Source organism: Rhodovibrio sodomensis, assembly GCF_016583645.1.
Taxonomy (GTDB): domain Bacteria; phylum Pseudomonadota; class Alphaproteobacteria; order Kiloniellales; family Rhodovibrionaceae; genus Rhodovibrio; species Rhodovibrio sodomensis.
The window spans coordinates 1-22,527 of record NZ_NRRL01000069.1 but is presented as its reverse complement, the minus strand read 5'-3'; the positions used below and the strand labels follow the sequence as shown (position 1 = coordinate 22,527).

The 22,527-nt window shown below is 70.3% G+C and carries 21 protein-coding genes and 1 tRNA gene; 10 read left to right on the top strand and 12 right to left on the bottom strand.

All coding sequences use genetic code 11. From position 1 onward, the window contains the following. Positions 1-16: 16 nt before the first annotated feature. Genes CKO28_RS18655 through tsaD form a run of 4 tightly spaced genes read right to left on the bottom strand, consistent with a single transcriptional unit; the run spans position 17 to position 2,628 of the window. Positions 17-1,012: an NAD(P)H-dependent glycerol-3-phosphate dehydrogenase gene (locus CKO28_RS18655; protein WP_200342323.1), complete on the bottom strand. Its 996-nt coding sequence runs from the start codon at positions 1,010-1,012 to the stop codon at positions 17-19. Beyond that, positions 994-1,326, bottom strand: a complete 333-nt coding sequence (locus CKO28_RS29370) for a type II toxin-antitoxin system RelE/ParE family toxin (RefSeq protein ID WP_200342322.1) — start codon at positions 1,324-1,326, stop codon at positions 994-996. The genes CKO28_RS18655 and CKO28_RS29370 overlap by 19 nt, the downstream gene beginning before the upstream one ends. A 35-nt stretch (positions 1,327-1,361) precedes the next feature. Further along, positions 1,362-1,565 (bottom strand): hypothetical protein, encoded by a 204-nt coding sequence (locus CKO28_RS18645; protein ID WP_200342321.1) that lies wholly within the window; start codon positions 1,563-1,565, stop codon positions 1,362-1,364. A gap of 13 nt (positions 1,566-1,578) precedes the next feature. After that, a complete protein-coding gene (gene tsaD, locus CKO28_RS18640; protein WP_200342320.1) occupies positions 1,579-2,628 on the bottom strand; it encodes a tRNA (adenosine(37)-N6)-threonylcarbamoyltransferase complex transferase subunit TsaD in 1,050 nt (349 codons plus the stop codon). A 230-nt stretch (positions 2,629-2,858) separates the two neighbouring features. Here tsaD and hemC point away from each other — a divergent pair, with 230 nt between their 5' ends. From hemC to phoB, 10 genes are all read left to right on the top strand, one after another. Next, positions 2,859-3,818: a hydroxymethylbilane synthase gene (gene hemC / locus CKO28_RS18635; protein ID WP_200342319.1), complete on the top strand. Its 960-nt coding sequence runs from the start codon at positions 2,859-2,861 to the stop codon at positions 3,816-3,818. 9 nt (positions 3,819-3,827) lie between these two features. Continuing rightward, positions 3,828-6,656, top strand: coding sequence for a uroporphyrinogen-III synthase (locus tag CKO28_RS18630; protein WP_338050187.1), 2,829 nt, complete (start codon positions 3,828-3,830; stop codon positions 6,654-6,656). Positions 6,657-6,659: 3 nt separating this feature from the next. Then, positions 6,660-8,078 (top strand): heme biosynthesis protein HemY, encoded by a 1,419-nt coding sequence (locus tag CKO28_RS18625; protein WP_200342317.1) that lies wholly within the window; start codon positions 6,660-6,662, stop codon positions 8,076-8,078. A gap of 207 nt (positions 8,079-8,285) precedes the next feature. Beyond that, positions 8,286-8,361: transfer RNA gene (locus tag CKO28_RS18620), tRNA-Thr, on the top strand. Positions 8,362-8,720: 359 nt separating this feature from the next. Further along, a complete protein-coding gene (locus CKO28_RS18615; RefSeq protein ID WP_200342316.1) occupies positions 8,721-9,770 on the top strand; it encodes a substrate-binding domain-containing protein in 1,050 nt (349 codons plus the stop codon). 349 nt (positions 9,771-10,119) lie between these two features. Further along, complete coding sequence (gene pstC, locus CKO28_RS18610) at positions 10,120-11,502, top strand: phosphate ABC transporter permease subunit PstC (protein WP_200342315.1); 1,383 nt, start codon at positions 10,120-10,122, stop codon at positions 11,500-11,502. Next, entirely contained in the window at positions 11,495-12,802 is a 1,308-nt protein-coding gene (gene pstA / locus CKO28_RS18605; RefSeq protein WP_200342314.1) for a phosphate ABC transporter permease PstA, read from the top strand. Before pstC ends, pstA begins: the two co-directional genes overlap by 8 nt. 134 nt (positions 12,803-12,936) lie before the next feature. Beyond that, positions 12,937-13,683, top strand: coding sequence for a phosphate ABC transporter ATP-binding protein PstB (pstB, locus tag CKO28_RS18600; protein ID WP_242480658.1), 747 nt, complete (start codon positions 12,937-12,939; stop codon positions 13,681-13,683). Positions 13,684-13,858: 175 nt separating this feature from the next. Continuing rightward, positions 13,859-14,698, top strand: a complete 840-nt coding sequence (gene phoU / locus CKO28_RS18595; protein WP_200342313.1) for a phosphate signaling complex protein PhoU — start codon at positions 13,859-13,861, stop codon at positions 14,696-14,698. Positions 14,699-14,714: 16 nt separating this feature from the next. Further along, on the top strand, positions 14,715-15,452 hold the full coding sequence (gene phoB / locus CKO28_RS18590; RefSeq protein WP_200342312.1) for a phosphate regulon transcriptional regulator PhoB: 738 nt from the start codon (positions 14,715-14,717) through the stop codon (positions 15,450-15,452). Positions 15,453-15,532: 80 nt separating this feature from the next. Here phoB and CKO28_RS18585 read toward each other — a convergent pair whose 3' ends face one another. The 8 genes from CKO28_RS18585 to cyoE all read right to left on the bottom strand — a co-directional run bounded on the left by CKO28_RS18585 (position 15,533) and on the right by cyoE (position 22,427). Then, a complete protein-coding gene (locus CKO28_RS18585) occupies positions 15,533-16,453 on the bottom strand; it encodes an AEC family transporter (protein WP_200342311.1) in 921 nt (306 codons plus the stop codon). Between the two features lie 215 nt (positions 16,454-16,668). Then, entirely contained in the window at positions 16,669-18,168 is a 1,500-nt protein-coding gene (locus tag CKO28_RS18580; protein ID WP_200342310.1) for a carboxypeptidase M32, read from the bottom strand. A 220-nt stretch (positions 18,169-18,388) separates the two neighbouring features. After that, complete coding sequence (locus CKO28_RS18575) at positions 18,389-19,150, bottom strand: SURF1 family protein (protein WP_200342309.1); 762 nt, start codon at positions 19,148-19,150, stop codon at positions 18,389-18,391. A gap of 13 nt (positions 19,151-19,163) precedes the next feature. Beyond that, positions 19,164-19,571 carry a DUF983 domain-containing protein gene (locus CKO28_RS18570; RefSeq protein WP_200342308.1) on the bottom strand — a complete coding sequence of 136 codons (408 nt, stop codon included), beginning with the start codon at positions 19,569-19,571 and terminating at the stop codon, positions 19,164-19,166. A 254-nt stretch (positions 19,572-19,825) separates the two neighbouring features. Continuing rightward, positions 19,826-20,617 (bottom strand): cytochrome c oxidase subunit 3, encoded by a 792-nt coding sequence (locus tag CKO28_RS18565; protein WP_200342307.1) that lies wholly within the window; start codon positions 20,615-20,617, stop codon positions 19,826-19,828. Positions 20,618-20,690: 73 nt separating this feature from the next. Continuing rightward, entirely contained in the window at positions 20,691-21,326 is a 636-nt protein-coding gene (locus CKO28_RS18560; protein ID WP_200342306.1) for a cytochrome c oxidase assembly protein, read from the bottom strand. 11 nt (positions 21,327-21,337) lie between these two features. Further along, complete coding sequence (locus CKO28_RS28535) at positions 21,338-21,529, bottom strand: cytochrome c oxidase system small membrane protein (RefSeq protein ID WP_200342305.1); 192 nt, start codon at positions 21,527-21,529, stop codon at positions 21,338-21,340. A gap of 7 nt (positions 21,530-21,536) precedes the next feature. Continuing rightward, entirely contained in the window at positions 21,537-22,427 is an 891-nt protein-coding gene (gene cyoE, locus CKO28_RS18550; protein ID WP_207168868.1) for a heme o synthase, read from the bottom strand. Positions 22,428-22,527: the final 100 nt, after the last annotated feature.

The following is a 22,527-nucleotide window of genomic DNA, read 5'->3' as shown; positions in this document are numbered from 1 at the left end:
GTCGAACGACCCGCGGCTACCGCGACTCGCTCTTCAGCGGCCGGGCCAGCAGGTCGTCGATGGTGGCCGGGATCTCGGCCTCGCGGTTGACCACCGCGTCGACCGCCTGGGCGATCGGCATGTCGACGTCCAGGCGGTCGGCCAGGGTGACGGTGGCGCGGGCGGAGAACACGCCCTCCGCGACCGACCGGCGGGACGCCAGGATCTCGCCGATCGCCCGGCCCTGGCCGAGCTCGACGCCCAGCGAATGGTTGCGCGAGCCGCTGCCGACACAGGTCAGGGTCAGATCGCCCAGGCCACTGAGCCCGGTCAGGGTCTCCGCACGCGCGCCCTTGGCAAGCGCCAGGCGCGAAATTTCCGCCAGCCCCCGCGTGATCAGCGCGGCCCGGGCGTTCTCGCCCAGCGCGCGGCCGTCGACGATGCCGCACGCGATCGCGATCACGTTCTTGACCGCGCCGCCGATCTGCGCGCCGACCACGTCGTCCGACAGGTACGGGCGAAAGGTCCGGCTGCCGATCGCCGCGGCCAGCGCCTCACCCAGCACCGGATCGCGGGCCGCCAGCGTCACCGCCGCCGGCTGGCCACGCGCCACCTCGACCGCGAACGTCGGGCCCGACAGCACGGCGACCGGCCAGCCGGGCAATTCCGCGTCCAGCACCTCGCTCATCAGGGCGAGCGTGCCATCCTCGATCCCCTTGGCGCAGAGCACCAGCGGCACCTCCGCGCGCAGGCCGGCCCGCAGTTGCCGCGCGGTTGCGCGCAGGTGCTGGGCCGGCACGGCAAGCAGCAGGGCCTGAGCGCCGTCGACCGCCTCGTCCAGGTCGGGGGTCGCCCGGATTTCGGGGCTCAGCGGCACGTCCGGCAGGAAGGTGCGGTTCTCTCCGCTCTCCGCGATCTCCGCTGCGACCGCGCGTTCGCGCACCCAGAGCGTGACCTCGCGCCCGGCGCCGACCAGCGCCTGCGCCAGGCCCGTACCCCAGGCACCGCCGCCGATCACCGCGAAGCGCTGCATGGCCGTCGTGTCCTATCGCGCCTGTTTGGGTGCCAGATGGAGAGGATATGGACGCGCGTCGGCGCCGGCTCGTCGGGCAGCAGGTCATAGCGCACCACGTAGCGGTAGCGCGGTTCAACGGTCTCCCGAAAGCCGCCGGGGCGTGCCTTCCCGCGTCTGGGATGTAGCCGCAACCGGTTCACCTGATCCTCTATGGCCCGCGCGACATCTATGGCCCGCGCGACAGCACGCGCCGCGGCGGGGTTCTCGCGCGCGATATAAACTCTTACCTGCCGCAAATTTCGCAGTGCGCGTGGCGACCAGTCGATTTGCACGTGAGAAAGCGCCGTCGGTCTACCGCGTTTGAGGCCTAATCGGGCCCGTCGGTTTCATGGTCCGTGCCCCAGGTTCTCAGCCAACGGACGATCTCTTCGTGCGTATGGTACCGCCCCGCGGCAAGATCGGCGCGCGCTTCCTGGATCGCCGCACATTCTTCCTCGGACAGGTCGTTCGGCTTTTGGGCGTCGTCCGGGACCGCCGGCTGGGCGGTGGTGTGCTTCGGATCGTGCGTCATACCGGTGAGCCTATCACGTGTCCGCCGCGCCCGTCAGCGACTCCAGCGGCCAGCGCGGCTTCGGCGCGAAGTCGAGCGGATCGCTGAGGCCGAGCGCCAGGCGCTCCAGCGCGGCCCAGCCGATCATCGCGGCGTTGTCGGTGCAGAGGTCGAGCGGCGGGGCGATCAGGCGGGTGCCCTGGCTGGCCGACAGGTGCCGCAGCCGTGCGCGCAGCACCTGGTTGGCGGCCACCCCGCCGGCGACCACCAGCGGCCCGCGCTGGCCGGTGTCGGCGGCGAAGCTGTCGAGCGCGTGGCCGCAGCGGTCGGCGAGCACGTCGGCGACCGCCGCCTGGAAGCTCGCCGCAAGGTCGGCGGCGGCCTGGTCGTCGAACAGCGCGAGCTGCTGGCGCGCCTGGCGCACCGCCGTCTTCAGGCCGGAGAACGAGAAGTCGCAGCCGGGCTTGCCCGCCATCGGCCGGGGCAGCTTGACCGCCCGCGGGTCGCCGCCGCGCGCGGCCCGTTCGACCGCCGGCCCGCCGGGATAGCCGAGGTCGAGCAGCTTGGCGGTCTTGTCGAACGCCTCCCCGACCGCGTCGTCGACCGTCCCGCCCAGCCGGCGGTAGCGGCCGATCCCCGCCACCTCGACCAACTGGCAGTGCCCGCCGGAGACCAGCAGCAGCAGGTACGGAAACGCCAGCCCGTCGGTCAGGCGCGCGGTCAGGGCGTGGCCTTCCAGGTGGTTGACCGCCAGGAACGGCAGACCGCGCGCGGCCGCGATCGCCTTGGCGGTCATGCTGCCGACGAACACCCCGCCGATCAGGCCCGGCCCGCCGGTCGCGGCGACGCCGTCCAGCGCGTCGAAGCCCAGGCCGGCTTCGTCGAGCGCGCGCTGCACCAGGCTGTCCAGGTGATCCAGGTGACTGCGCGCGGCGATCTCCGGCACCACCCCGCCGAACGGGCGGTGCTCCGCCAGCTGCGACAGCACGACATTGCTCAGGACGCGCCCGGTCGCCGCGCCGTCGCGGGCGACCACGGCGGCGGCGGTTTCGTCGCAGGAGGTCTCGATGGCCAGCACGATCATGGGAGCGATCCTAGAGCAAGATGCTGCAAGGTGGAGCCACTTTTCAGCTGAATCTTGCTCTCTCTTCAAGCAGTTAGAGAAAACTTCACGATCAAGGTCGACGCGACCTTCATCGATTTTGCTCTAGACGCCGCGGCACCGGGCTGTGCCAGAGCCGGAGGGCGGCGGGACAGACGGCCGCGCCAGCAAGCGCTTGAACCTGATGCGTGCAGGTCATAGACGTTATTGCCATGGCACACGCGCACCGACCCCTGCGCCTGGGAACCCGCGGCAGTAAGCTCGCGCTCGCTCAGGCCCACGAGACCAAGGCGAAACTCGAGACCGCGCACCCCGAGCTGGCCGCGGAAGGCCGGATCGAGGTCGTCGAGGTCAAGACCACCGGCGACATCGAGCAGAAGCGCCGGCTGGCCGAGATCGGCGGCAAGGGCCTGTTCACCAAGGAGCTGGAGGACGCCCTGCGCGACGGCCGGGTCGACGTCGCGGTGCACTCGATGAAGGACGTGCCCACCTGGCTGCCGGACGGGCTGGAGATCACCACCATCCTGCCGCGCGAGGACCCGCGCGACGCCTGGTTCTGCGACGCGGCCGCCAGCATCGCCGAGCTGCCGGAAGGCGCGACCGTCGGCACCTCGAGCCTGCGCCGGCAGGCCCAGGTGATGGCGCTGCGCCCGGACGTCTCGGTGGTCAACTTCCGCGGCAACCTGCAGACCCGGCTGCAGAAGCTGCGCGACGGCCAGGTCGACGCCACCATGCTGGCGCTGGCCGGGCTGCGCCGCATGGGGATCGCGGAAGACGCCACGGCGATCCTGTCGACCGACGAACTGCTGCCGGCGGTCGCTCAGGGCGCGGTCGGGCTGGAGATCCGGGCCGACGACGCCTGGGCGCGCGGGCTGATCGCGGCGATCGACCATGCGCCCTCGCGCCTGCGGGTGGTGACCGAGCGGGCCTGCCTGGAGGAACTGCAGGGCTCCTGCCAGACGCCGATCGGGGTGCTGTGCGACTACACCGACGATGCCCAGCAGCAGGTGCGCCTGCGCGCCCTGCTGGCCGAGCCGGACGGCTCCAACGCCTGGCGGGTCGAGCGCGCGGGCGCGCTCGCCGACGCCGACGCGCTGGCCCGCGATGCCGGGCGCGAGCTGCGGGCGCGCGCCGGCGAGGCGTTTTTCGAACGCCACGCGGACCTGTTCTAGGCGATGCGGGTGCTGGTCACCCGACCGCGTGCGGACTCCGAGGAGTTGGTCGGGGCGCTTCAGGCGCGCGGCCACGATGCCCTGATCGAACCGCTGCTGGACGTACAGGTACGCGACGTCGCGGTCGACGTCTCGGACGTACAGGCCCTGCTGATCACCTCGGCCAACGGCGTACGCGCCTTCGCCGCGCTGTCGGACGCGCGCGACCTGCGCGTCCTCACGGTCGGGCAAGCCAGCGCGGAAGCCGCGCGAAAGGCCGGATTCGTCGGGGTCGAAAGTGCCGACGGCGATGCCGAGGCGCTGGCCGACCTGGCGATCGCCCGGCTCGATCCGGCCGACGGCCCGCTGTACCACGCCGCCGGCACGGTGACCGCGGGCGCGCTGCAGACGCGCCTGACGGCGGCCGGCTTCGAGGTGCGGCGTACACCGCTTTACGAGGCCGTACCTGCCGCGCGGCTGTCGGAAGCGACACGTACGGCGCTCGGCGACGGGGCGCTAGATGCCGCACTTTTTTTCTCTCCCCGAACGGCGAAAGTGTTTGTTACCCTGCTGTACGCGGAGGGGATCGCGCATGCGAGTGCGCACATCCGGGCGATCTGCCTGTCCGAGGCGGTCGCCTCGGCCCTGCAGGACGCGCCGCGGCAGGGGCGGGCGTCCGGGTCCGACGGCGACGCGGCCGAGCTCCCCCCGGCAGCGTCCGCGCAGGAACTGCGCTTTGCGGACGTACGGGTGGCCGAACGGCCGGAGCGCGGCGCGCTGCTCGCCGCGCTGGACGCGGCCGCCGGCGATGTCGACGGACCGCCTGGGACGGAAGCTCCTGGGACGGCAGAGCGTGAGACGGGGGAGCCTGAGACGGGGGAGCCTGACGACAGTGCCGTGCGCCCTGCGCGATCGACAACCGCCGACGGACCTCCGCTGTCGGCGCCAGGGGCGGAGCCCGCGCCATCCAAGACGGCTCAAGCCGGGACCAAGGATGCCATGACCCAGCAAGACAAAGACGACAAGACCCCGTCCGATCCGGACAAGCCGGACGCCACGGCCGGTTCCGAGGGGACCGACGCCGGCGAGCCGCAGGACGGGGAGACCGCCGACCCGTCGAACAACCGCGCGCTCGCGGTGATCCAGCGTTTCGGCGGCATCCGTCCGATGGCGACCAAGCTGGGCGTTGCCGTCTCCACCGTCCAGGGCTGGAAAAACCGCGGCGCGATACCGGAATCGCGCCACGACGAGATCCTGGCCGCGGCCCGCAGCAACAACATCGACCTCGACCGGGCGGTGCTGAGCGCCTCTGGCGAGGAGAGCGTCGGGTCGGCGCCGGCTGCCGGCAGCAGCCCCTGGGGCCGCCCCGGCGACGCCGCGGAGACGGTCGAGGCCGAGGAAGTGCCGGCCGACCGCGACCAGGCGTCGGACCAGGCGCGGGACGCGGCGCCTGACGACGCCCCGGATGTCGCCGACGTCGCGCACACCGATGCGCACGCCGCCGGCGCCGAGGCCGAGGCGGCCAGCGCCGCGGGCCCGGAGGTTGCCGCCGCGCCCGGCCCGGCGCCGCGCAAGGCGCGGGGCTGGCTGCCCGGGATGTTCTTGGGCGCGGCGATCGTGGTGGTCGGCGCCGGGGTCGCGATCTACGCCCGCGACGTCTGGCAGCCCTACCTCGCGGGCCCGGCGCAGGAGCCGGACGTTCAGCCGGCCAGCGAGCAGGCGCTGAACGACCTCGAGAACACGGTGTCGGAGCTCGCCGGCCAGCTGGCGAACGTTCAGGACCGGCTGGACAGTGTCGCCCAGCGCGCGCAGGAAGCAGCCCGGATCGCCCAGAACGCCGCGGACACCGCGCAGAGCGCGGCCGAAACCGCCCGGCAGGCGCAAAGCGCCGCCCAAGCGGCGTCGGACGCCGCGGCGGCCGGCGCGGGCGACGGCGGGGCCGCCGGCGGCCAGCAGAGCGCGCAGCTGCGCCAGCAGGTCGATCAACTGTCCAGCCGGCTCGACCAGGCGACCGGCCGGCTGGAGACGCTGGCCGGCCGGATCGACGCCGGGGCGGCCGGCGGCGGCGAGGCCGGCGCCTTGGCGCAGCGGCTGGAGACGCTGGCGAGCCGGGTCGACGAGCTGTCCAGCCGGGTCGAGCAGGTGAGCCAGGCGACCGCAAGCCGGGAGACGACGCAGGCGCTCGCCGACCGGTTGAGCGCCCTGGAATCGCGGATCCAGGAGCTGGCTGCCGGGCAGCAGGCCGCAAGCGCAGCGGCCGCGAGCGCCCGGCCGGCGGCACAGGCGCTCGCGGTCGCGGAACTGCGGAATGCGCTGCGGTTTTCCTCGCCGTTCGCCCAGCAGCTGCAGGTCGTGCGCCAGATGGTCGCGGACGACGGCGCGCTCGCCGCGGCGCTCGACAAACTGCAGCCGATGGCGGACCAGGGCGTGCCGACCCGCGCCGAGCTGTCGGCCGCGTTCGACCGCGCTGCCGCGGACGCCGTGGCGGCGAACATGGGCGCCTCGCAAGATGGCATGCTGGGCGGTGTGCTGCGCCGGCTGAACGACGTGATCACGGTCCGCCGGGTCGACGCCTCCGCCCAGGGCGACAGCGTCGGCGCGCGCCTCGCCCGGGCGGAGAATGCGCTCGCCGCCGGCGACCTGCGGGAGGCCGTGGTGATCGTCGAGCAGCTGCCCGATCCCGCGAAAAGCGAGATGGCGAGCTGGCTCGAACAGGCGCGTAACCGGATCGCGGCCGAGCAGGCGCTGTCGCAGTTGAGCAGCGAGCTGATGCGCGCGCTTTCCAGAGCCTCCGACAGCGGTACCGGCGATGCCAGCGGCGCCGGCGAAAGCGGCGGCCAGGACGGGAGCGCGAACTAAACCATGATCCGCGCACTGATCTTTTTCGCCAAGGTCGCCGTTCTCGTCTTCATCGCCGTCTGGCTGGCCAACCGGCCCGGCAGCGTGCTGATCCAGTGGTACGGCTGGCAGGTTCAAACCTCGGTCGGCATCCTGATCCTGTTCATCGCGCTGATCGCCGCCCTGTCGGCGATCGGCTGGCGGATCTGGGGCCGCGTGCGGGGTCTGCCCGGCGGCCTCAAGCGCGGCCGCAGCGACCGGCGCATGCGTAAGGGCTATCAGGCCCTGACCCAAGGCATGGTCGCGGTCGCCGCGGGTGAGCCGGACGAGGCCCGGCGCCACGCCCGGCGCGCGGACTCGCTGCTAGAGGAGCCGCCGCTTACCATGCTGCTGAGCGCCCAGGCCGCCCAGCTGAACGGCGACGAGCAGGCGGCCAAACGCTACTTCTCGCGCATGCTGGAGGACGACGACACCCGCTTCCTCGGTCTGCGCGGCCTGCTGCGCCAGGCCGAGCGGGAAGGCGACCTGAGGAGCGCGCTGGAGTACGCCCGCCAGGCCTACGACATCCGCCCGCAGACGCCCTGGGTGCTCAACAGCCTGTTCGACCTGTCGCTCAAGACCGGCGAGTTGGAGCGCGCGCTCGAGGCGGTCGAGGAATCCCGCAAGCGCAACCTGATCGACCGCGAGACCGCCCGGCGCCGGCGCGCGGTGATCCTGACCGAACAGGCGCGCAGCGCGCAGGCGGAGGGCAAGACCGCGTTCGCCCGCGATTACGCCAAGGAAGCGCTCGACCTCGCCCCCGGCATGGTGGCGGCGGTGCGCGTCTACGCCCGCACGCTGATCGAGCAGGAGCGCGGCCGCGCCGCCGCCAAGGCGATCGAAAAGGCCTGGGCGCACCAACCGCACCCGGACCTGATCGAGCTGTACCTGCAGGCCCGGCCGGCTAGGACGCAGAAAGACCGCTACGCCCGGGTCAAGCGCCTGGCGGAGAAGAACCCGGGCCACCGCGAAAGCGAGCTGGCCCTGGGCCGCGCCGCGCTGCAGGCCGAGCAGTGGGCCGATGCCAAGCGCCACCTGGAGGCCGCCGGCGGCCAGCAGCCGAGCGAGGAGGTCTGCCGCGAGCTGGCCGAACTCGCCGAGCGGCAGAACGATGACCGGGAGGCCGCCCGCGGCTGGCTGCGCAAGGCGACCGAGGCGCCGGCCGATCCGGCTTGGCTGTGCACCACCTGCGGCGCCATGGCCGACGACTGGCAGGCGGTCTGCGGCCACTGCGGCACGTTCGACGGCTTCGCCTGGCAGACCCCGACGCGCGCCGGCGCCGGGCTGGCGGCCGACGAGACGCTGGCCCGACTGGAGACCGGCGGCAACGCGCCGGCGGACGTCGAGGACGCGGAAGCGACCGACGTACCCGGCAAGCCGGCGGCGCGCCAGGCCGCGGGGTAGCGGCGGGCACGGCCCGCGGGGATCACGACCGTTCCGGCGGATTGAGGCGGCGTGTCGCCCTGCGTCGGGCTTCGGCCGCCCGCCCCAGCGACCCGGTCGATGGCGTTGACGCGCGGGTGGGGCTTCACTACCTTGCGGCCCGCCGGGAAACCTGGGTGTCCCGGCGGGCCGCCGGTCGCGCCGGAAAGGCCCGGACGCGATCCCGGTGCCGCGGTAGCTCAGCTGGCAGAGCAATGCATTCGTAATGCATGGGTCGGGGGTTCGAGTCCCTCCCGCGGCACCAACTCGGCTTTTCTTCCGTAACCGCTTTTCCAATAGCCGGTCGGTATAGGGCTCCGAGCGCGGGTCCGGTTTATCCGGCACGGTCAGCCGGTTGGGCTGGCGGGTCCGAGACTATTTGTTTTGTTTCCGTAACATTTGGGCGTGGGTGAACCCGTGCGCAGTTCAACCAGAGCGCGACAGGGCCGCGCGCGGCCGGACCGCGAAACAAAAGTGTCATACGGCTGTAGTAAAAGGTTTCGCAGAGCGGCTTAAGACTCCGGCTTGCAAAGCGGCGGCATCCGAGACCGTCGCGTGCCCGGCGCCGGAGGGGGTGGCCGGGCCACTGCGAGCGCTCACTCCAAGGAAACGGAGTTACACACCATGATGAAGAAGACCTTCGCCATCGCCGCGGCCGTGGCGGCGGTGACCGCTCTGCCGAGCGGGGACGCCGCGGCCCAGGCGCGCGAACAGATCCGCATCGTGGGTTCCTCGACTGTCTATCCGTTCGCGACCTCGGTCGTGGAGCAGTTCGGCAAGGAAACCCAGTATCCCACCCCGGTGATCGAGTCGACCGGCTCCGGCGGCGGCCTGCAGCTGTTCTGCGCCGGCGTCGGTGCGGAGCACCCCGACATCACCAACGCGAGCCGCCGCATCAAGCCGTCCGAGGTGAAGCGCTGCCAGGAAAATGGCGTGCAGAAGATCACCGAGGTGAAGATCGGCGCCGACGGCATCGTGTTCGCCAACTCGGTCGAAGGCCCGGACGCCGACTTCCAGCTCAAGCACATCTGGCAGGCGCTGGCCGCCCAGGTGCCGCAGGACGGCGAGCTGGTGAAGAACCCGTACGAGACCTGGGCCGACATCGACAGCTCGCTGCCCGACAAGAAGATCGAGATCTACGGCCCGCCGCCGACATCCGGCACGCGTGACGCCTGGAACGAGCTCGCGATGATGGGCGGCTGCAAGCAGTTCGACATGATCGCCTCGATGAGCGAGTCCAAGATGGAGGAGGCCTGCCTGACCTACCGCTCCGACGGCGCCTGGATCGAGGCGGGCGAGAACGACACGCTGATCGTTCAGAAGCTGAACTCGAACACCAACGCCTACGGCATCTTCGGCTACAGCTTCCTGGACCAGAACCGCAACACCATTCAGGCGGCGAAGATCAACGGTGTCGCGCCGACGGTCGAGAACATCTCGGCCGACCAGTATCCGATCAGCCGGAGCCTGTGGTTCTACGTCAAGAACGCCCACGTCGGCGTGATCCCGGGCATCGAGGCCTACGTCAAGGAGTTCACCCGGGCCAGCACCTGGGGCCCGAACGGCTACCTGGTCGAGAAGGGCCTGATCCCGATGCCCGAGCAGCAGCGCAACGCCTGGCGCCAGAAGGCCCGGAACTTCGAGCCGCTGAACCCGGAAGAGATCATGGGCTAAGCGGTTCGCCACGCATCATCGCGTGACGATCAAGGACCGAGCGGGCGGCGGCCGGACTGGCTCCGGCCGCCGCTTGCCGGCTCCGCCCCACATGCCCGTTCAGGCCCAGCTGCCAGCCCGGGCGGGATTGCGCCCTGGCGTTGCTTTAATCCCTTTCACGCCGATCCGTTTTTCGATACCGACGCACTTGCCTTAGAGCCTTTTTCGGTAGACGACAGCGACCCGCGGTTGGACCCGGATGCCGGGCGCCGCCGTGCCGGGAGCTCCACCAGCGCTGCCCTGAACCGCGCGGACCGGCCATGAGCGCGCGCGCCGACCGGGGCACAGGACCAGCGGGACCGTACGGTCGATGAACACCTCCATCTTCCTCCTCACCCTGGTGGCCCTTCTGGCGTTCAGCTACTGGGTCGGCCGCCGGCGCGCCTATACCGTCTCCGGCGGGCATCCGGTCCACCTGCACTCGCTGCCGAGTTATTACGGGTCCTATCTCGCGCTCTGGTGCGGGCTGCCGGGCGTGTTGCTGGCCGCCGGCTGGTTCGTCGTCGAGCCGCAGGTGGCCGAGTACTACATGCTCCAGGCGCTCGACCCGCAGACCAAGGACCTGCCGCCGCAGCGCCTGCAGCTGTTGATCACCGACATCCAGAACCTGGCGGCCGGCTACGGCGTCTTCCGCGAGGTGACGCCCGAGCTGGAGCGCGCGGCCGCGGCCTACAACAGCGTCTTCAACTTCGGCCGGTCGATCGCGCTCGTCGCCGCGCTGTCGCTCTCGGTGGTCGGGCTCGGCGTCGGCCGGCGGTTCATCACGCCGGACCTGCGCGCCCGCAACAAGGTGGAGCGGGTGATCACGATCGTGATGATCGTCGCCTCCACGATCGCGATCATGACCACGATCGGCATCGTGCTGTCGCTGCTGTTCGAGGCGATCCGCTTCTTCAGCCGGATTCCGATCGACAACTTCCTGTTCGGCCTGACCTGGGACCCGCAGACCGCGATCCGCGAGGACCAGGTGGCCTCCGAGGGCGCGTTCGGCGCGGTGCCGCTGTTCGCCGGCACGCTGCTGATCACCGTGATCGCGATGGCGGTCGCCGTGCCGGTCGGGCTGTTCTCGGCGATCTACCTGTCGGACTACGCGCCCAAGCGGATCCGCGGCACGGTCAAGCCGTTGCTGGAGATCCTGGCGGGGGTGCCGACGGTGGTCTACGGCTTTTTCGCCGCGCTGACGGTGGCACCGTTCATCCGCGACACCTTCGGCGGGTTCGGTTTCCCCGTCTCCAGCGAATCCGCGCTCGCCGCCGGGGTGGTGATGGGGATCATGATCATCCCGTTCGTCTCCTCGCTGTCCGACGACGTGATGAACGCGGTGCCGCAGTCGCTGCGCGACGGCGCCTATGCGATGGGCGCGACGCAGTCGGAGACGATCAAGCAGGTGGTCTTCCCGGCCGCCCTGCCCGGCATCGTCGGCGCCATCCTGCTGGCGATCTCGCGCGCCATCGGCGAGACCATGATCGTGGTGATGGCCGCGGGTCTGGCGGCCAACCTGACCGCGAACCCGTTCGAAGCGGTCACCACCGTCACGGTGCAGATCGTCACCTTGCTGACCGGCGACCAGCAGTTCGACAGCGCCAAGACCCTAGCCGCCTTCGCGCTTGGCATCACGCTGTTTGCGGTGACGCTGGCGCTCAACGTCGTGGCCCTCAACATCGTCCGGAAGTACCGCGAGAAATATGAGTAGCACCGCAAACACCGCCGACGTCGGCATGCGCCGGCCGGACCTGTCGGCCCAACGGCTGCGCAAGCGCTACGCCGCCGAGCGCCGGTTCCGCCTGTACGGCGTGATCGCCGTGGTGACGGCGATCGGCATGCTGGCGGTGCTGTTGGGGAGCATCGTGCAGAACGGCTACAGTGCGTTCTGGCAGACCCAGATGAAGCTGACCGTGACGCCGACGGCCGAGCAGATCGGGCTGGAGGGGCAGCCGACGCCGGAGAACCTGCGCGACACCAACTTCCGGCCGGTTGTGTACGAGGCGCTGTTCCAGCTGTTCCCGGAGGTGACGGGCGAGCAGGCCCGGCGCCAGCTGCGCGGCTTCGTCTCCGGCGCGGCGGCCCGCGACATCCGCGAGCAGGTGATCGAGAACCCGAGCCTGCTGGGCACCAGCTTCGACGTCTGGGTCAAGACCGACGACAAGATCGACATGCTGCACAAGGGCTATGTCGACCGCGCGCTGCCGCCGGACCGCCGGCTGCTCGACACCGAATTCATCCAATGGCACGACCAGCTGGACGCCCGGGGCCGGGTCGAGGCCTTCTTCAACACCACCTTCTTCACCGGCACCGACAGCCGCGAGCCGGAGCAGGCGGGCATCCTGGCCGCGACCGTCGGCTCGTTCCTGACGCTGTTCGTCACCCTGCTGCTGTCGTTTCCGATCGCCGTGCTGGCGGCCGTCTACCTCGAGGAGTTCGCGCCCAAGAACAAGGCGACCGACCTGATCGAGGTGAACATCAACAACCTCGCGGCGGTGCCCTCGATCGTCTACGGCCTGCTGGGCCTGGCGGTGGTCATCAACTTCTTCGGTTTCCCGCGCTCCAGTCCGCTGGTGGGCGGCATCGTGCTGTCGCTGATGACGCTGCCGACGATCATCATCTCCGCCCGCTCGGCCCTGCGCGCGGTGCCGCCGTCGATCCGGGAGGCCGCCCTCGGCGTCGGGGCGTCGCGGATCCAGACGGTGACGCACCACGTGCTGCCGCTGTCGCTCCCGGGCATCCTGACCGGCACGATCATCGGCATGGCGCAGGCATTGGGCGAGACCGCGCCGCTGCTGATGGTCGGCATGGTCGCCTTCATCGTCGAGGTGCCGACCAGCGTCACCGACCCGTCGACCGTGCTGCCGGTGCAGGTCTTCCTGTGGTCGACCAGCCCGGAGCGCGCCTTCATCGAGAAAACATCCGCGGCGATCATGGTGCTGCTGGCTTTCCTGATCGCCATGAACGCCACCGCCGTGCTGCTGCGCAAACAGTTCGAGCGCCGCTGGTAGGCGCGGGCCAAGGGATTACAGCGATGACCGAACTTCAGACCCCGATGGCGGCCGAGGCCGCCAAGAACAAGAAGCAGCCGGGCAAGGGCGAGACCGGCGCCGGCCCGGCGGCCGGAACCAGCAAGACGCCCAAGATGACCTCGCGCGACGTCAACGTCCACTACGGCACGGCGCATGCGCTGAGGGGGATCTCGCTCGACGTCGGGGTCAACGAGGTGACCGCCCTGATCGGGCCGTCCGGCTGCGGCAAGTCGACCTATCTGCGCTGCCTCAACCGGATGAACGACGTGATCGAGGGCTGCCGGATCCAGGGCGAGGTCAAGCTCGACGACTTCGACATCTACGATCCCTCGCTCGATGTCGTGCAGCTGCGTGCGCGCGTCGGCATGGTGTTCCAGAAGCCCAACCCCTTCCCCAAGTCGATCTACGACAACGTGGCCTACGGCCCGCGCATCCACGGCGTCGCCAACACCAAGGACGAACTCGAGGAGGTGGTGGTCAACTCGCTGCAGCGCGCCGGGCTGTGGGACGAGGTGAAGGACCGCCTGAGCCTGCCCGGCACCGGGCTTTCGGGCGGCCAGCAGCAGCGCCTGTGCATCGCCCGCGCGATCGCGGTCAGCCCCGAAGTGATCCTGATGGACGAGCCGTGCTCCGCGCTCGACCCGATCGCCACCGCCAAGATCGAGGAACTGATCGACGAACTGCGCGCCAACTACACGATCGTGATCGTCACCCACAACATGCAGCAGGCCGCCCGCGTCTCGCAGCGCACCGCCTTCTTCCACCTGGGCGAGATGGTCGAGGCGGGCGAAACCGAGGCGCTCTTCACGAACCCGAAGGATCAGCGCACGCTGGGCTACATTACGGGCCGCTACGGCTAAACCGGCGGGTCCAACGAGAGCAGAATCGATCAAAGCCGAACCGGCTCGGATCGTGAATTCTGCTCTCACTTTTTGAAGCTAGGGCGCGAGTCAGCTGGAAGCCGTTCCCATCTTCCCGCATCTCGCCCTAGGCGCAGGCACGCGCCGGATCCACACGGCGCCAAAGGAGGTCGCCTTGCAAGGGCAGCAGGAACACATCGTCAAGTCGTTCGACGATCAGCTGAAGAACGTCGCCCACCAGATCGCGCGCATGGGCGGCATGGCGGAAAGCCAGTTCTCCAGCGCGGTCGACGCGCTGGCCCGCCGGGACAGCGATCTCGCCGGGCGCGTGGTCAACGCGGATACCGGCCTGGACGGACTGGAGCAGCAGGTCGAGGAGGAGACGGTCCGCATCCTGGCGCTGCGCCAGCCGGTCGCGACCGACCTGCGCGAGATCATCGCCGCCTTCAAGATCGCCTCCGACACCGAGCGGATCGGCGACTACGCGGTCAACGTCGCCAAGCGCACGCTGGCGCTCAACCAGCTGCCGCCGGCCCAGCCGGCGTCCGCGGTGCCGCGGATGGCCAAGCTGGTGCAGGCGATCGTGAAGGACACCTTCGACGCCTACGTCGAGCGCGACGCGGAGAAGGCGCTCGACGTCTGGCACCGCGACGCCGAGGTGGACGAGATGTACACCTCGCTGTTCCGCGAGCTCTTGACCTACATGATGGAGGACCCGCGCGCGATCACGCCGTGCACGCACCTGCTGTTCGTCGCCAAGAACATCGAGCGGATCGGCGACCACGCGACCAACATCGCCGAGACGATCCACTACCTGGTCACCGGCGAGTACATCGAGGGCGGCCGGCCGAAGGGCGACACCTCCAGCTACGCCGTCGTCGAGCACGGCCAGGAAGGCGAGGCCGGCGACGGATCGCCCCCGCCCAATGCAGGGGCGAACGCCGGGTCATCCGCAAGCCCGGACGCCGGGTCGGGCACCGGGTCGGACGCGGGCAACGGTCCGAAGGACGTCTGAAGGAAGGACGAGTGCCATGAAGCCGCTGATCCTGGTGGTTGAGGACGAGACCGCGCTGGTCACCCTGCTGCGCTACAATCTGGAGCGCGAGGGCTTCCGGGTGGCGGCCGCGCAGGACGGCGACGAGGCGCTGATCAGCGCCTCCGAGGAGCGGCCGGATCTGGTCCTTTTGGACTGGATGCTGCCGATGACGAGCGGGCTCGAGGTCTGCCGCCGGCTGCGCCGGCAGCCGGACACCCGCGACGTCCCGATCCTGATGCTGACCGCCCGCGGCGAGGAGGCGGACAAGGTCCGCGGCCTGGATTCCGGGGCCGACGACTACATCACCAAGCCGTTCTCCCCGGCCGAGCTGATCGCCCGGATCCGCGCCGTGCTGCGCCGGGCGCAGCCGCAGCTGACGAGCGAAACGCTGCAGTTCGAGGACCTGACGATGGACCTGGCCGCGCACCGCGTGCGCCGGCAGGGCCGCGACGTGCACCTGGGCCCGACCGAGTTCCGCCTGCTGCGCCACCTGCTGCAGCACCCAGGCCGCGTGTTTACCCGCGAGCAGCTGCTGGACGCGGTCTGGGGACACGACGTCTACGTCGAGCCGCGCACCGTCGACGTCCACATCCGCCGCCTGCGCAAGGCGCTCAACACCGGCGACGAGGCCGACCTGATCCGCACCGTCCGGGCCGCCGGCTACGCCCTCGACCACCCCGCCAACCAGCCCGACAGCGTCGGCGGCGAAAGCGCCGAGGCGGAGCAGGGGTAGGGCGTGCGTTCTCTTCTCCCTCGAACTGAGTCCCCTGCTCCACTGGGAGGAGAGGGGATAAGTTGTGGCGAAAGCTCCCCTTACCCAGCGCCCATCAGCCGGGTGGCGATCACGGCGGCGGTGATCAGGACCGGGCTGAGCACGGTGGACGCGACGACGACCGCGCTCGACAGTTCGACGTTGCCGCGGAATTCGCCGGCGAAGATGGTCAGCAGCACGCCCACCGGGGCGGCGCTGCCGACCAGCAGGATCGCCTCCACCTGCGCCGGCATGTCGAGGAAGGTGAGCGCGATCCCGGTCAGCAGCGGGGCGACCAGCAGGCGCAGCGCGACCGACACGCCGGCCGCGCCCAGCGGCACGCGCAGCCGGTTGTCGGCCAACTGCGCGCCCAGCGCGAACAGCGCCACGCCGACGTAGGCGTCGCCCATCGTCGCCAGCGGCTTGCGCACCGGTTCGATCAGCTCGATCCCGCCCAGATTGAGGCCGATGCCGATCGCCATCGCCGGGATCAGCGGGGTCTGAAACACGCCCTTGAGGTGCTGGCCGAGCGTGCCGCCGCCGCCGAACAGCACCGGCGCAAGCAGCAGGATCATCACCGTGTGGGTCGAGGTGATCACCGCCTGGTGCACCACGTACCGGGTGCCGAAGGCGAGTTCGATCACCGGGATGCCGAAGTTGCCGCTGTTCGGGAACGCGCAGGCGACCGCGACCACCGCGCGCGCCTTGGGATCGAGGTCGAGCGCGCGCCCGACCGACCAGCCCAGGCCCAGCAGCAGCGCGAACTGCACCACGGTGAACACCACCACGCCCTGCAGCTGGCCCAGCGGCAGCTCCGCCTCCGCCAGGGTGACCACCAGGAAGCACGGCAGGGTGGCGTACAGCAGCAGCCGGTTCAGCGAGCGCACGTCGAAGCGCGCGCGGGTTTGCATCAGGAAGCCGAGCGCGGCGATCGCGACGATCGGCAGCGTGATCCGGGTAACGACGTCGAGAAGCAGGGACATGCGGCGGGACGGTCCGAAACGGGCGGGATACGCCCGCGCATCCTGCACACCCGCCGACCCGGAACAAGGGGGCGCGCGGCCCACGCGTGCCAGTCGCCCCGTCCGACCCGTCGCCCTGCCCGGCGAGAGCAAGATGAAGGTCGACTCGCCCTTCATCGATTTTGCTTTAGAGCGAGCGGAGGGCCGGGCCGGTCAACCGGCCGGCGTGGGCCCGCTCAGCCGTCCAGATAGCGGCGCTGGATGTGCCGCTGGAACACGGTCTCGTCCAGCTTGGCGCCGGTGGCGCGCTCCAGGATCGTGTCGGTGTCGAGCGCGCTGCCCAGGCCGTGCACGTTGGTCCGCAGCCACGCCAGAAGGGGGGTGAAGTCGCCGCGGCGCAGCTGCTCCGGGATTTCCGGGTGCGCGGTGGTCGCCGCCTCGAACAGCTGCGCGGCGGCGAGCGCGCCCAGGGTATAGGTCGGGAAGTAGCCGAACGCGCCGTCGAACCAGTGGATGTCCTGCAGGCAGCCCAGCCGGTCCTCCGGCGGGGTGATCCCGAGCAGCTGCTGCATCCCCTCGTTCCAGGCCGCCGGCAGGTCGTCGAGCGACATGTCGCCGGCGATCAGCGCGGTCTCCAGGCGGTAGCGCAGGATCACGTGGGCGGGATAGGTGACCTCGTCCGCGTCGACCCGGATGAAGTCCGGCTCGACCTGGGTCGCCAGGCGGTAAAGGTTGTGGGGGTCCCAGGCCGCCCCGCCGCCGCCGAAGGCTTCCTGCGCGATCGGGGCCATGAACTGGCTGAACTCGGCCGACCGGCAGGCCTGCATCTCGACCAGCAGGCTCTGGCTTTCGTGCAAGGCCATGCCGCGCGCCTCGCCGACCGGCTGGCGGCGCCAGTCGGCGGGCAGGCCGCGTTCGTAGAGCGCGTGGCCGGTTTCGTGCAGCACGCCCATGATCGCGCTGGTGAAGTCGCTTTCGTCGTAGCGGGTGGTGATCCGAAGATCGTCCGGCACGCCGCCGCAGAAGGGATGCAGCGAGACATCGAGGCGGCCGTGGTCGAAGTCGAAGCCGACCGCCTGCATCAGCCGGCGGCCCAGCTGCTCCTGCTTGGCCTGCGGGAACGGACCCTCGGGACGCTCGGGCGGCCGTTGCGCGCGCTGTCTCTCCAGCACCCGCGGCAGCACCTCCGGCAGCCACCGCGCCAGCCGGCCGAAGATCTCGTCGATCCGCCGGCTGGAGAAACCGGGCTCGAACTGGTCCAGGAGCGCGTCGTAAACGCTCAGGTCGAGCGCCTGCGCCTTCGCCTGGCCGGCCTCACGGGTCAGGTCCAGGACCTCCTGCAGGTACGGTTTGACCTGCTGGAAGTCGCTCGCCGGCCGGGCCTCGCGCCAGGCCAGTTCGCAGCGGTTGGTGGCGCGGCTGATCTGCTCGACCAGGCGCTCGGGCACGGCGGTGGCGTGCAGCCACTGCCGGCGCATCTCCCGCAGGTTCGCCGCCTGCCAGCCGGTCAGCCGGTCCGCCTCGGCGTGCGCGCCCTCGAACAGCTCGGCCATCTTCGGATCGGTCATCATCTGGTGGCAGGTGACCGAGATCGCCGCCAGCTGCTCGCTGCGCGCCGCCGCTCCGCCGGACGGCATCAGCGTCGCCATGTCCCAGTTCAGCATGCCGCCGGCCTCCGACAGCGCGTTGATCCGCGAAAAGCGCGTCTCCAGCTCGCTGTAGGGGTGGGTGGTCATCGCGAGGTCCTCGTCAGATCGTTCACTTGCGGTGGTCAGGCTGAACGGCTGTGGCGGCGGGTCCCCTCTCCCTCGAGGGGAGAGGGCCAGGGCGCGGGTGAGACTCCGCAGCCTATGGCGGGGAGTTCCACCCTCACCCTCCCACGGCCCTTCGGGTCGCGGGCCCCTCCTCTCCCCTCGAGGGAGAGGGGACGATCCCGCGATAGGGCCTAAGTTGCCCTTACCGCGTCGTGCCGTCGTCGTCGACCGGGCGCCAGTGGAACAGGAAGTAGACGCCGAGCAGGCCCGCGGCGAGCGCGAACCAGGTGAGCGCGTATTCGAAGTGCTGGTTGCGCAGGTTGACGCGCGTCTGCCCGCCGATCGGATACTTGCCCGGCGTCTGGTTCTTCGCCGCGTCGACGTAGAGCTGGGTCACCGGCTGCGACAGCTGGGCGAACCTGGCCATCCGGTCCAGGTCCATCCAGAGCCAGGTGTTGTCCGCCGGGTCGTTCTCCGGCTTGACGAACTCCATACCCGACCAGCCGCCGGTCCGCACGATCCCCTCGATCGTGACCTGCCCGTCGACCAGGCTTTCGGGGCGCGTCTCGGGCGGCTTCTTCTCGGTCGGGACCCAGCCGCGGTTGACCAGCACCTGGCGGCCGTCAGTGAGCTCGAACGGCGTGATCACGTCCCAGCCGCGCCGCGTCTTCCCGTAGGTCTGAGCGGCGCGATAGATCTCGCGCGCGTGCAGGAACCGCCCGGTGAGTTCGACGCGCCGGAACCGCAATTGGTCCGCGTTCCGGATCGGCTGCGGCAGGGCGATCGGCGCCTGCGTCATGCGCGACTGCATCTCCGCGACCAGCGCATTCTTCCACTCCATCCGCTCGATCTGCCAGAAGCCGAGGGCGAGCAGCAGGGCGAACACCGGCAGGGTGGCGACGGTGGTCCAGAAACGCGGCTTGAAGCGGCGGTGCCGGGCACGCGGGATCGGATCGGGGCTCATCGCGGTCGGTCGATCAGCGCGGGCCGCCTGGGCCGGCCTCGTCGCGCTCGAGGTGGCCGGTGTCCTCGGCCTTGTTCTTGAACTGCAGGGCGATCAGCATCGCCTTCGCCGGACGCAGCATCCAGATCGAGCCCGCCACGATCACCACCGGCCAGATCGCCATGTGCACCCACAGCGCCGGGCCGACCAGGCTCTCCAGCAGCAGGGCCAGCAGCACCACGACGGCGCCCAGGATCAGGATGATGAACACGGCCGGGCCGTCGCCGCTGTCCGCCTTGGATAGATCGAGCCCGCAAGCCTGGCACGTCGGGCGAACCTCCAGCAGGCCCTTGAACAGGGCGCCCTGGCCACACCGCGGGCAGCGGCAGCTCAGGCCCGCGCGGTAAGGCGAGACGGCCGGTTGTGAGGTTTCCCAGGACATGCGGTTCCCTTGTCGCTTCCCCGCTTTGCGTGACTCCCCGATCCCTCGGGGAGACTTTGCACAGGCTCGCTTGGCGCCCGTGTGGGGTCCTTCGACACGGACGCCTTCGGCGCTTTACTCAGGATGACGTTACAGCTTTGTCAGGAGCTTAAATCTAGCTTCTTGCTGAGTGGCCGGCCGCAGGCTGGCGTGTCGAAGCCCCCCACACGGATGCTCATGCCCGCGTGCAGAAGTCTTCCTCCGTTCGTCGGTGCCTACGCCCCCCACCAGTAGATGGCGGAGAACAGGAACAGCCAGACCACGTCGACGAAGTGCCAGTACCAGGCCGCCGCCTCGAAGCCGAAGTGGCTTTCCGGCGTGAAGTGGCCGGCCTTGGCCCGGAAGAAGCAGACGGCGAGGAAGATCGTCCCGACGATGACGTGGAAGCCGTGGAAGCCGGTCGCCATGTAGAAGGTGCTGGAGTAGATGTCGCCGCCGAAACCGAAGTGGGCGTGCGTGTACTCGTAGGCCTGCAGCGACGAAAAGATCACGCCCAGCAGCACCGTCAGCGCCAGGCCGCGCAGCGTGCTGCTGCGGTCGTTTTCCTTCAGCGCGTGGTGCGCCCAGGTCACCGTGCAGCCCGACAGCAGCAGGATCAGCGTGTTCAGGAACGGGATCGAGAAGGGGTCGAAGGTCTGGATCTGCGGCGGCGGCCAGACCCCGCCGATCTCCTCGGTCGGGAACAGCGCGCCGTTGAAGTACGCCCAGAAGAAGGCGGCGAAGAACATCACCTCGGAGGCGATGAACAGCAGCATGCCGTAGCGCAGGCCGAGCTTGACCACCGGCGTGTGGTCGCCGGCCCGGGATTCCCGGATCACCTGGCGCCACCAGCCGGCCATCGTGCCCAGCACCATGGCCACGCCGACGAAGGTCAGCCACGCACCCTTGTCGTGCATCAGGAACACCAGCCCGAGCGCCAGCACGCCGCCGGCAAGCGCGCCCAGCAGCGGCCAGGGGCTGGGCTCGACCAGGTGATAGGGGTGTTTCTTTTCGTGCGTCTGGGCCATCAGGTCCTCTCGCCCCTTCCTCGAAAAAACGTCGTTCAGTGTCGCCGGCGTGTCGTCGTGTGCCCGCCGGAAGTCAGTTCGCCCGGCCCGCGCCGCCGACCGTCGCGGCGGCGTTCAGGCCGGCGTGCTTGCTGCCCGTCCCCGTCAGACTGGACCTTGCGTCCGGCAGCGGGAAGAAGGTGTAGGACAGGGTGATCGTGGTCACGTCCGCCATGTTGGGATCGTCCAGGATCGCCGGATCGACGAAGTAGTCGACCGGCATGTCGACCCGCTCGCCCGGCTGCAGCGTCTGCTCGGTGAAGCAGAAGCAGGCGATCTTGGAGAAGTACTTGCCGGCCTTGAGCGGGGTGACGTTGAAGGTCGCCGTCCCGGTGATCGGCCGGTCCGACAGGTTCCGGGCGGTGTAGTACGCCATCGCCCGCGCGCCCAGCCTGACCTCGACCTCGACCTGCTTGGGCGCGAACGTCCAGGGCAGCTCGGGCGCGCGGTCGGCGTTGAAACGGACGTTGACGGTCTGGGCGACCGCCTCCGGCGCGATCTCGGCCACCTGCGTGGTGCCGCCGAGGCCGGTCACCTGGCAGAACAGGCGGTACAGCGGCACCGCGGCGAACGACAGCCCGACCATGCCCGCGAACACGCAGGTCAGCACCAGCGCGGTGCGCGCGTTGCGCCTGGAAGCGGCGGGACTGTCGGACCGCGGGCCGGACACGGCGGCTCTCCCTAGTTGGCGCCGGGCGTGTTCGCGCCCATGCGTACGATCGCGACGATGTAGACCACGACCACGAAGCCGATCAGCACCGCCAGCAGCGCGAAGTTCTTGCCGCGCTTCTTTCGGCGGAACGCCGCCCGGGTCTCCGGCGTCCAGTCGGTCTCCTGCCAGGTCTCGTCCTGGGGTTCCGGTTCGCGCGCCATGGCGTCTTTAGACCAGTTGCCCGGCCGTGGCGTCCACGATCAGGACCGCCAGCAGCAGGTAGAGGTAGAGGATGGAGAAGCCGAACATCTGCTTCGCCGCCTTCTGGGTGCGCGACTCGTCCTTCAGTACCCGCGCGGCGGAAACCACGAACAGGCCGCCCATGGCGAGCGCCACCAGACCGTAGCCCGGCCCGGCGAAGCCCATCAGGTAGGGCGCGGGCGCCAGCGGCAGCAGCAGCAGCGTGTAGACGAACATCTGCTTCTTGGTCGCCTGCCGGCCGGCCACCACCGGCAGCATCGGCACGCCCGCGTTCGAATAGTCGATGTCGGTATAGAGCGACAGCGCCCAGAAGTGCGGCGGCGTCCACAGGAAGATCAGCGCGAACAGCGCGATCGCGCCCGGATCCACCGTCCCGGTCACGGCCATCCAGCCGATCATCGGCGGAAACGCGCCGGCGGCGCCGCCGATCACGATGTTATGCGGGGTCCGGCGCTTCAGCCAGACGGTGTAGACGAAGACGTAGAACAGGATCGCGACCGCCAGCAGGCCCGCGGCCGCCCAGTTCACCGCCAGCCCCATCAGCATCACCGAGAACAGCGCCAGCGTGACCCCGAAGGCGAGCGCCTCGGCCGGCTGCACGCGGCCGGTCACGACCGGGCGCTGCTGGGTCCGGCGCATCACCGCGTCGATGTCGCGGTCGTACCACATGTTGATGGCGCCCGAGGCGCCGGCGCCGGCCAGGATGCACAGCACCGCCACGCACGCCAGCACCGGGTGCAGCGCCCCGGGCGCGGCGAGCAGGCCGGCGACGCCCGACAGCACCACCAGCGACATCACCCGCGGCTTCAGCAGTTCGACGAAGTCGCGCACCTCGCCGAAGTCGGCGCCCGCCGGCAGCGCGGTCGCGGAGGCGGCGGTCTCGGTTGCGGGGGCGATCTCGGTTCGGCTCACGGCGGTCGGGCTTTCGGTCTTTGGGGGCGGCGATCTTGGGGGGGCG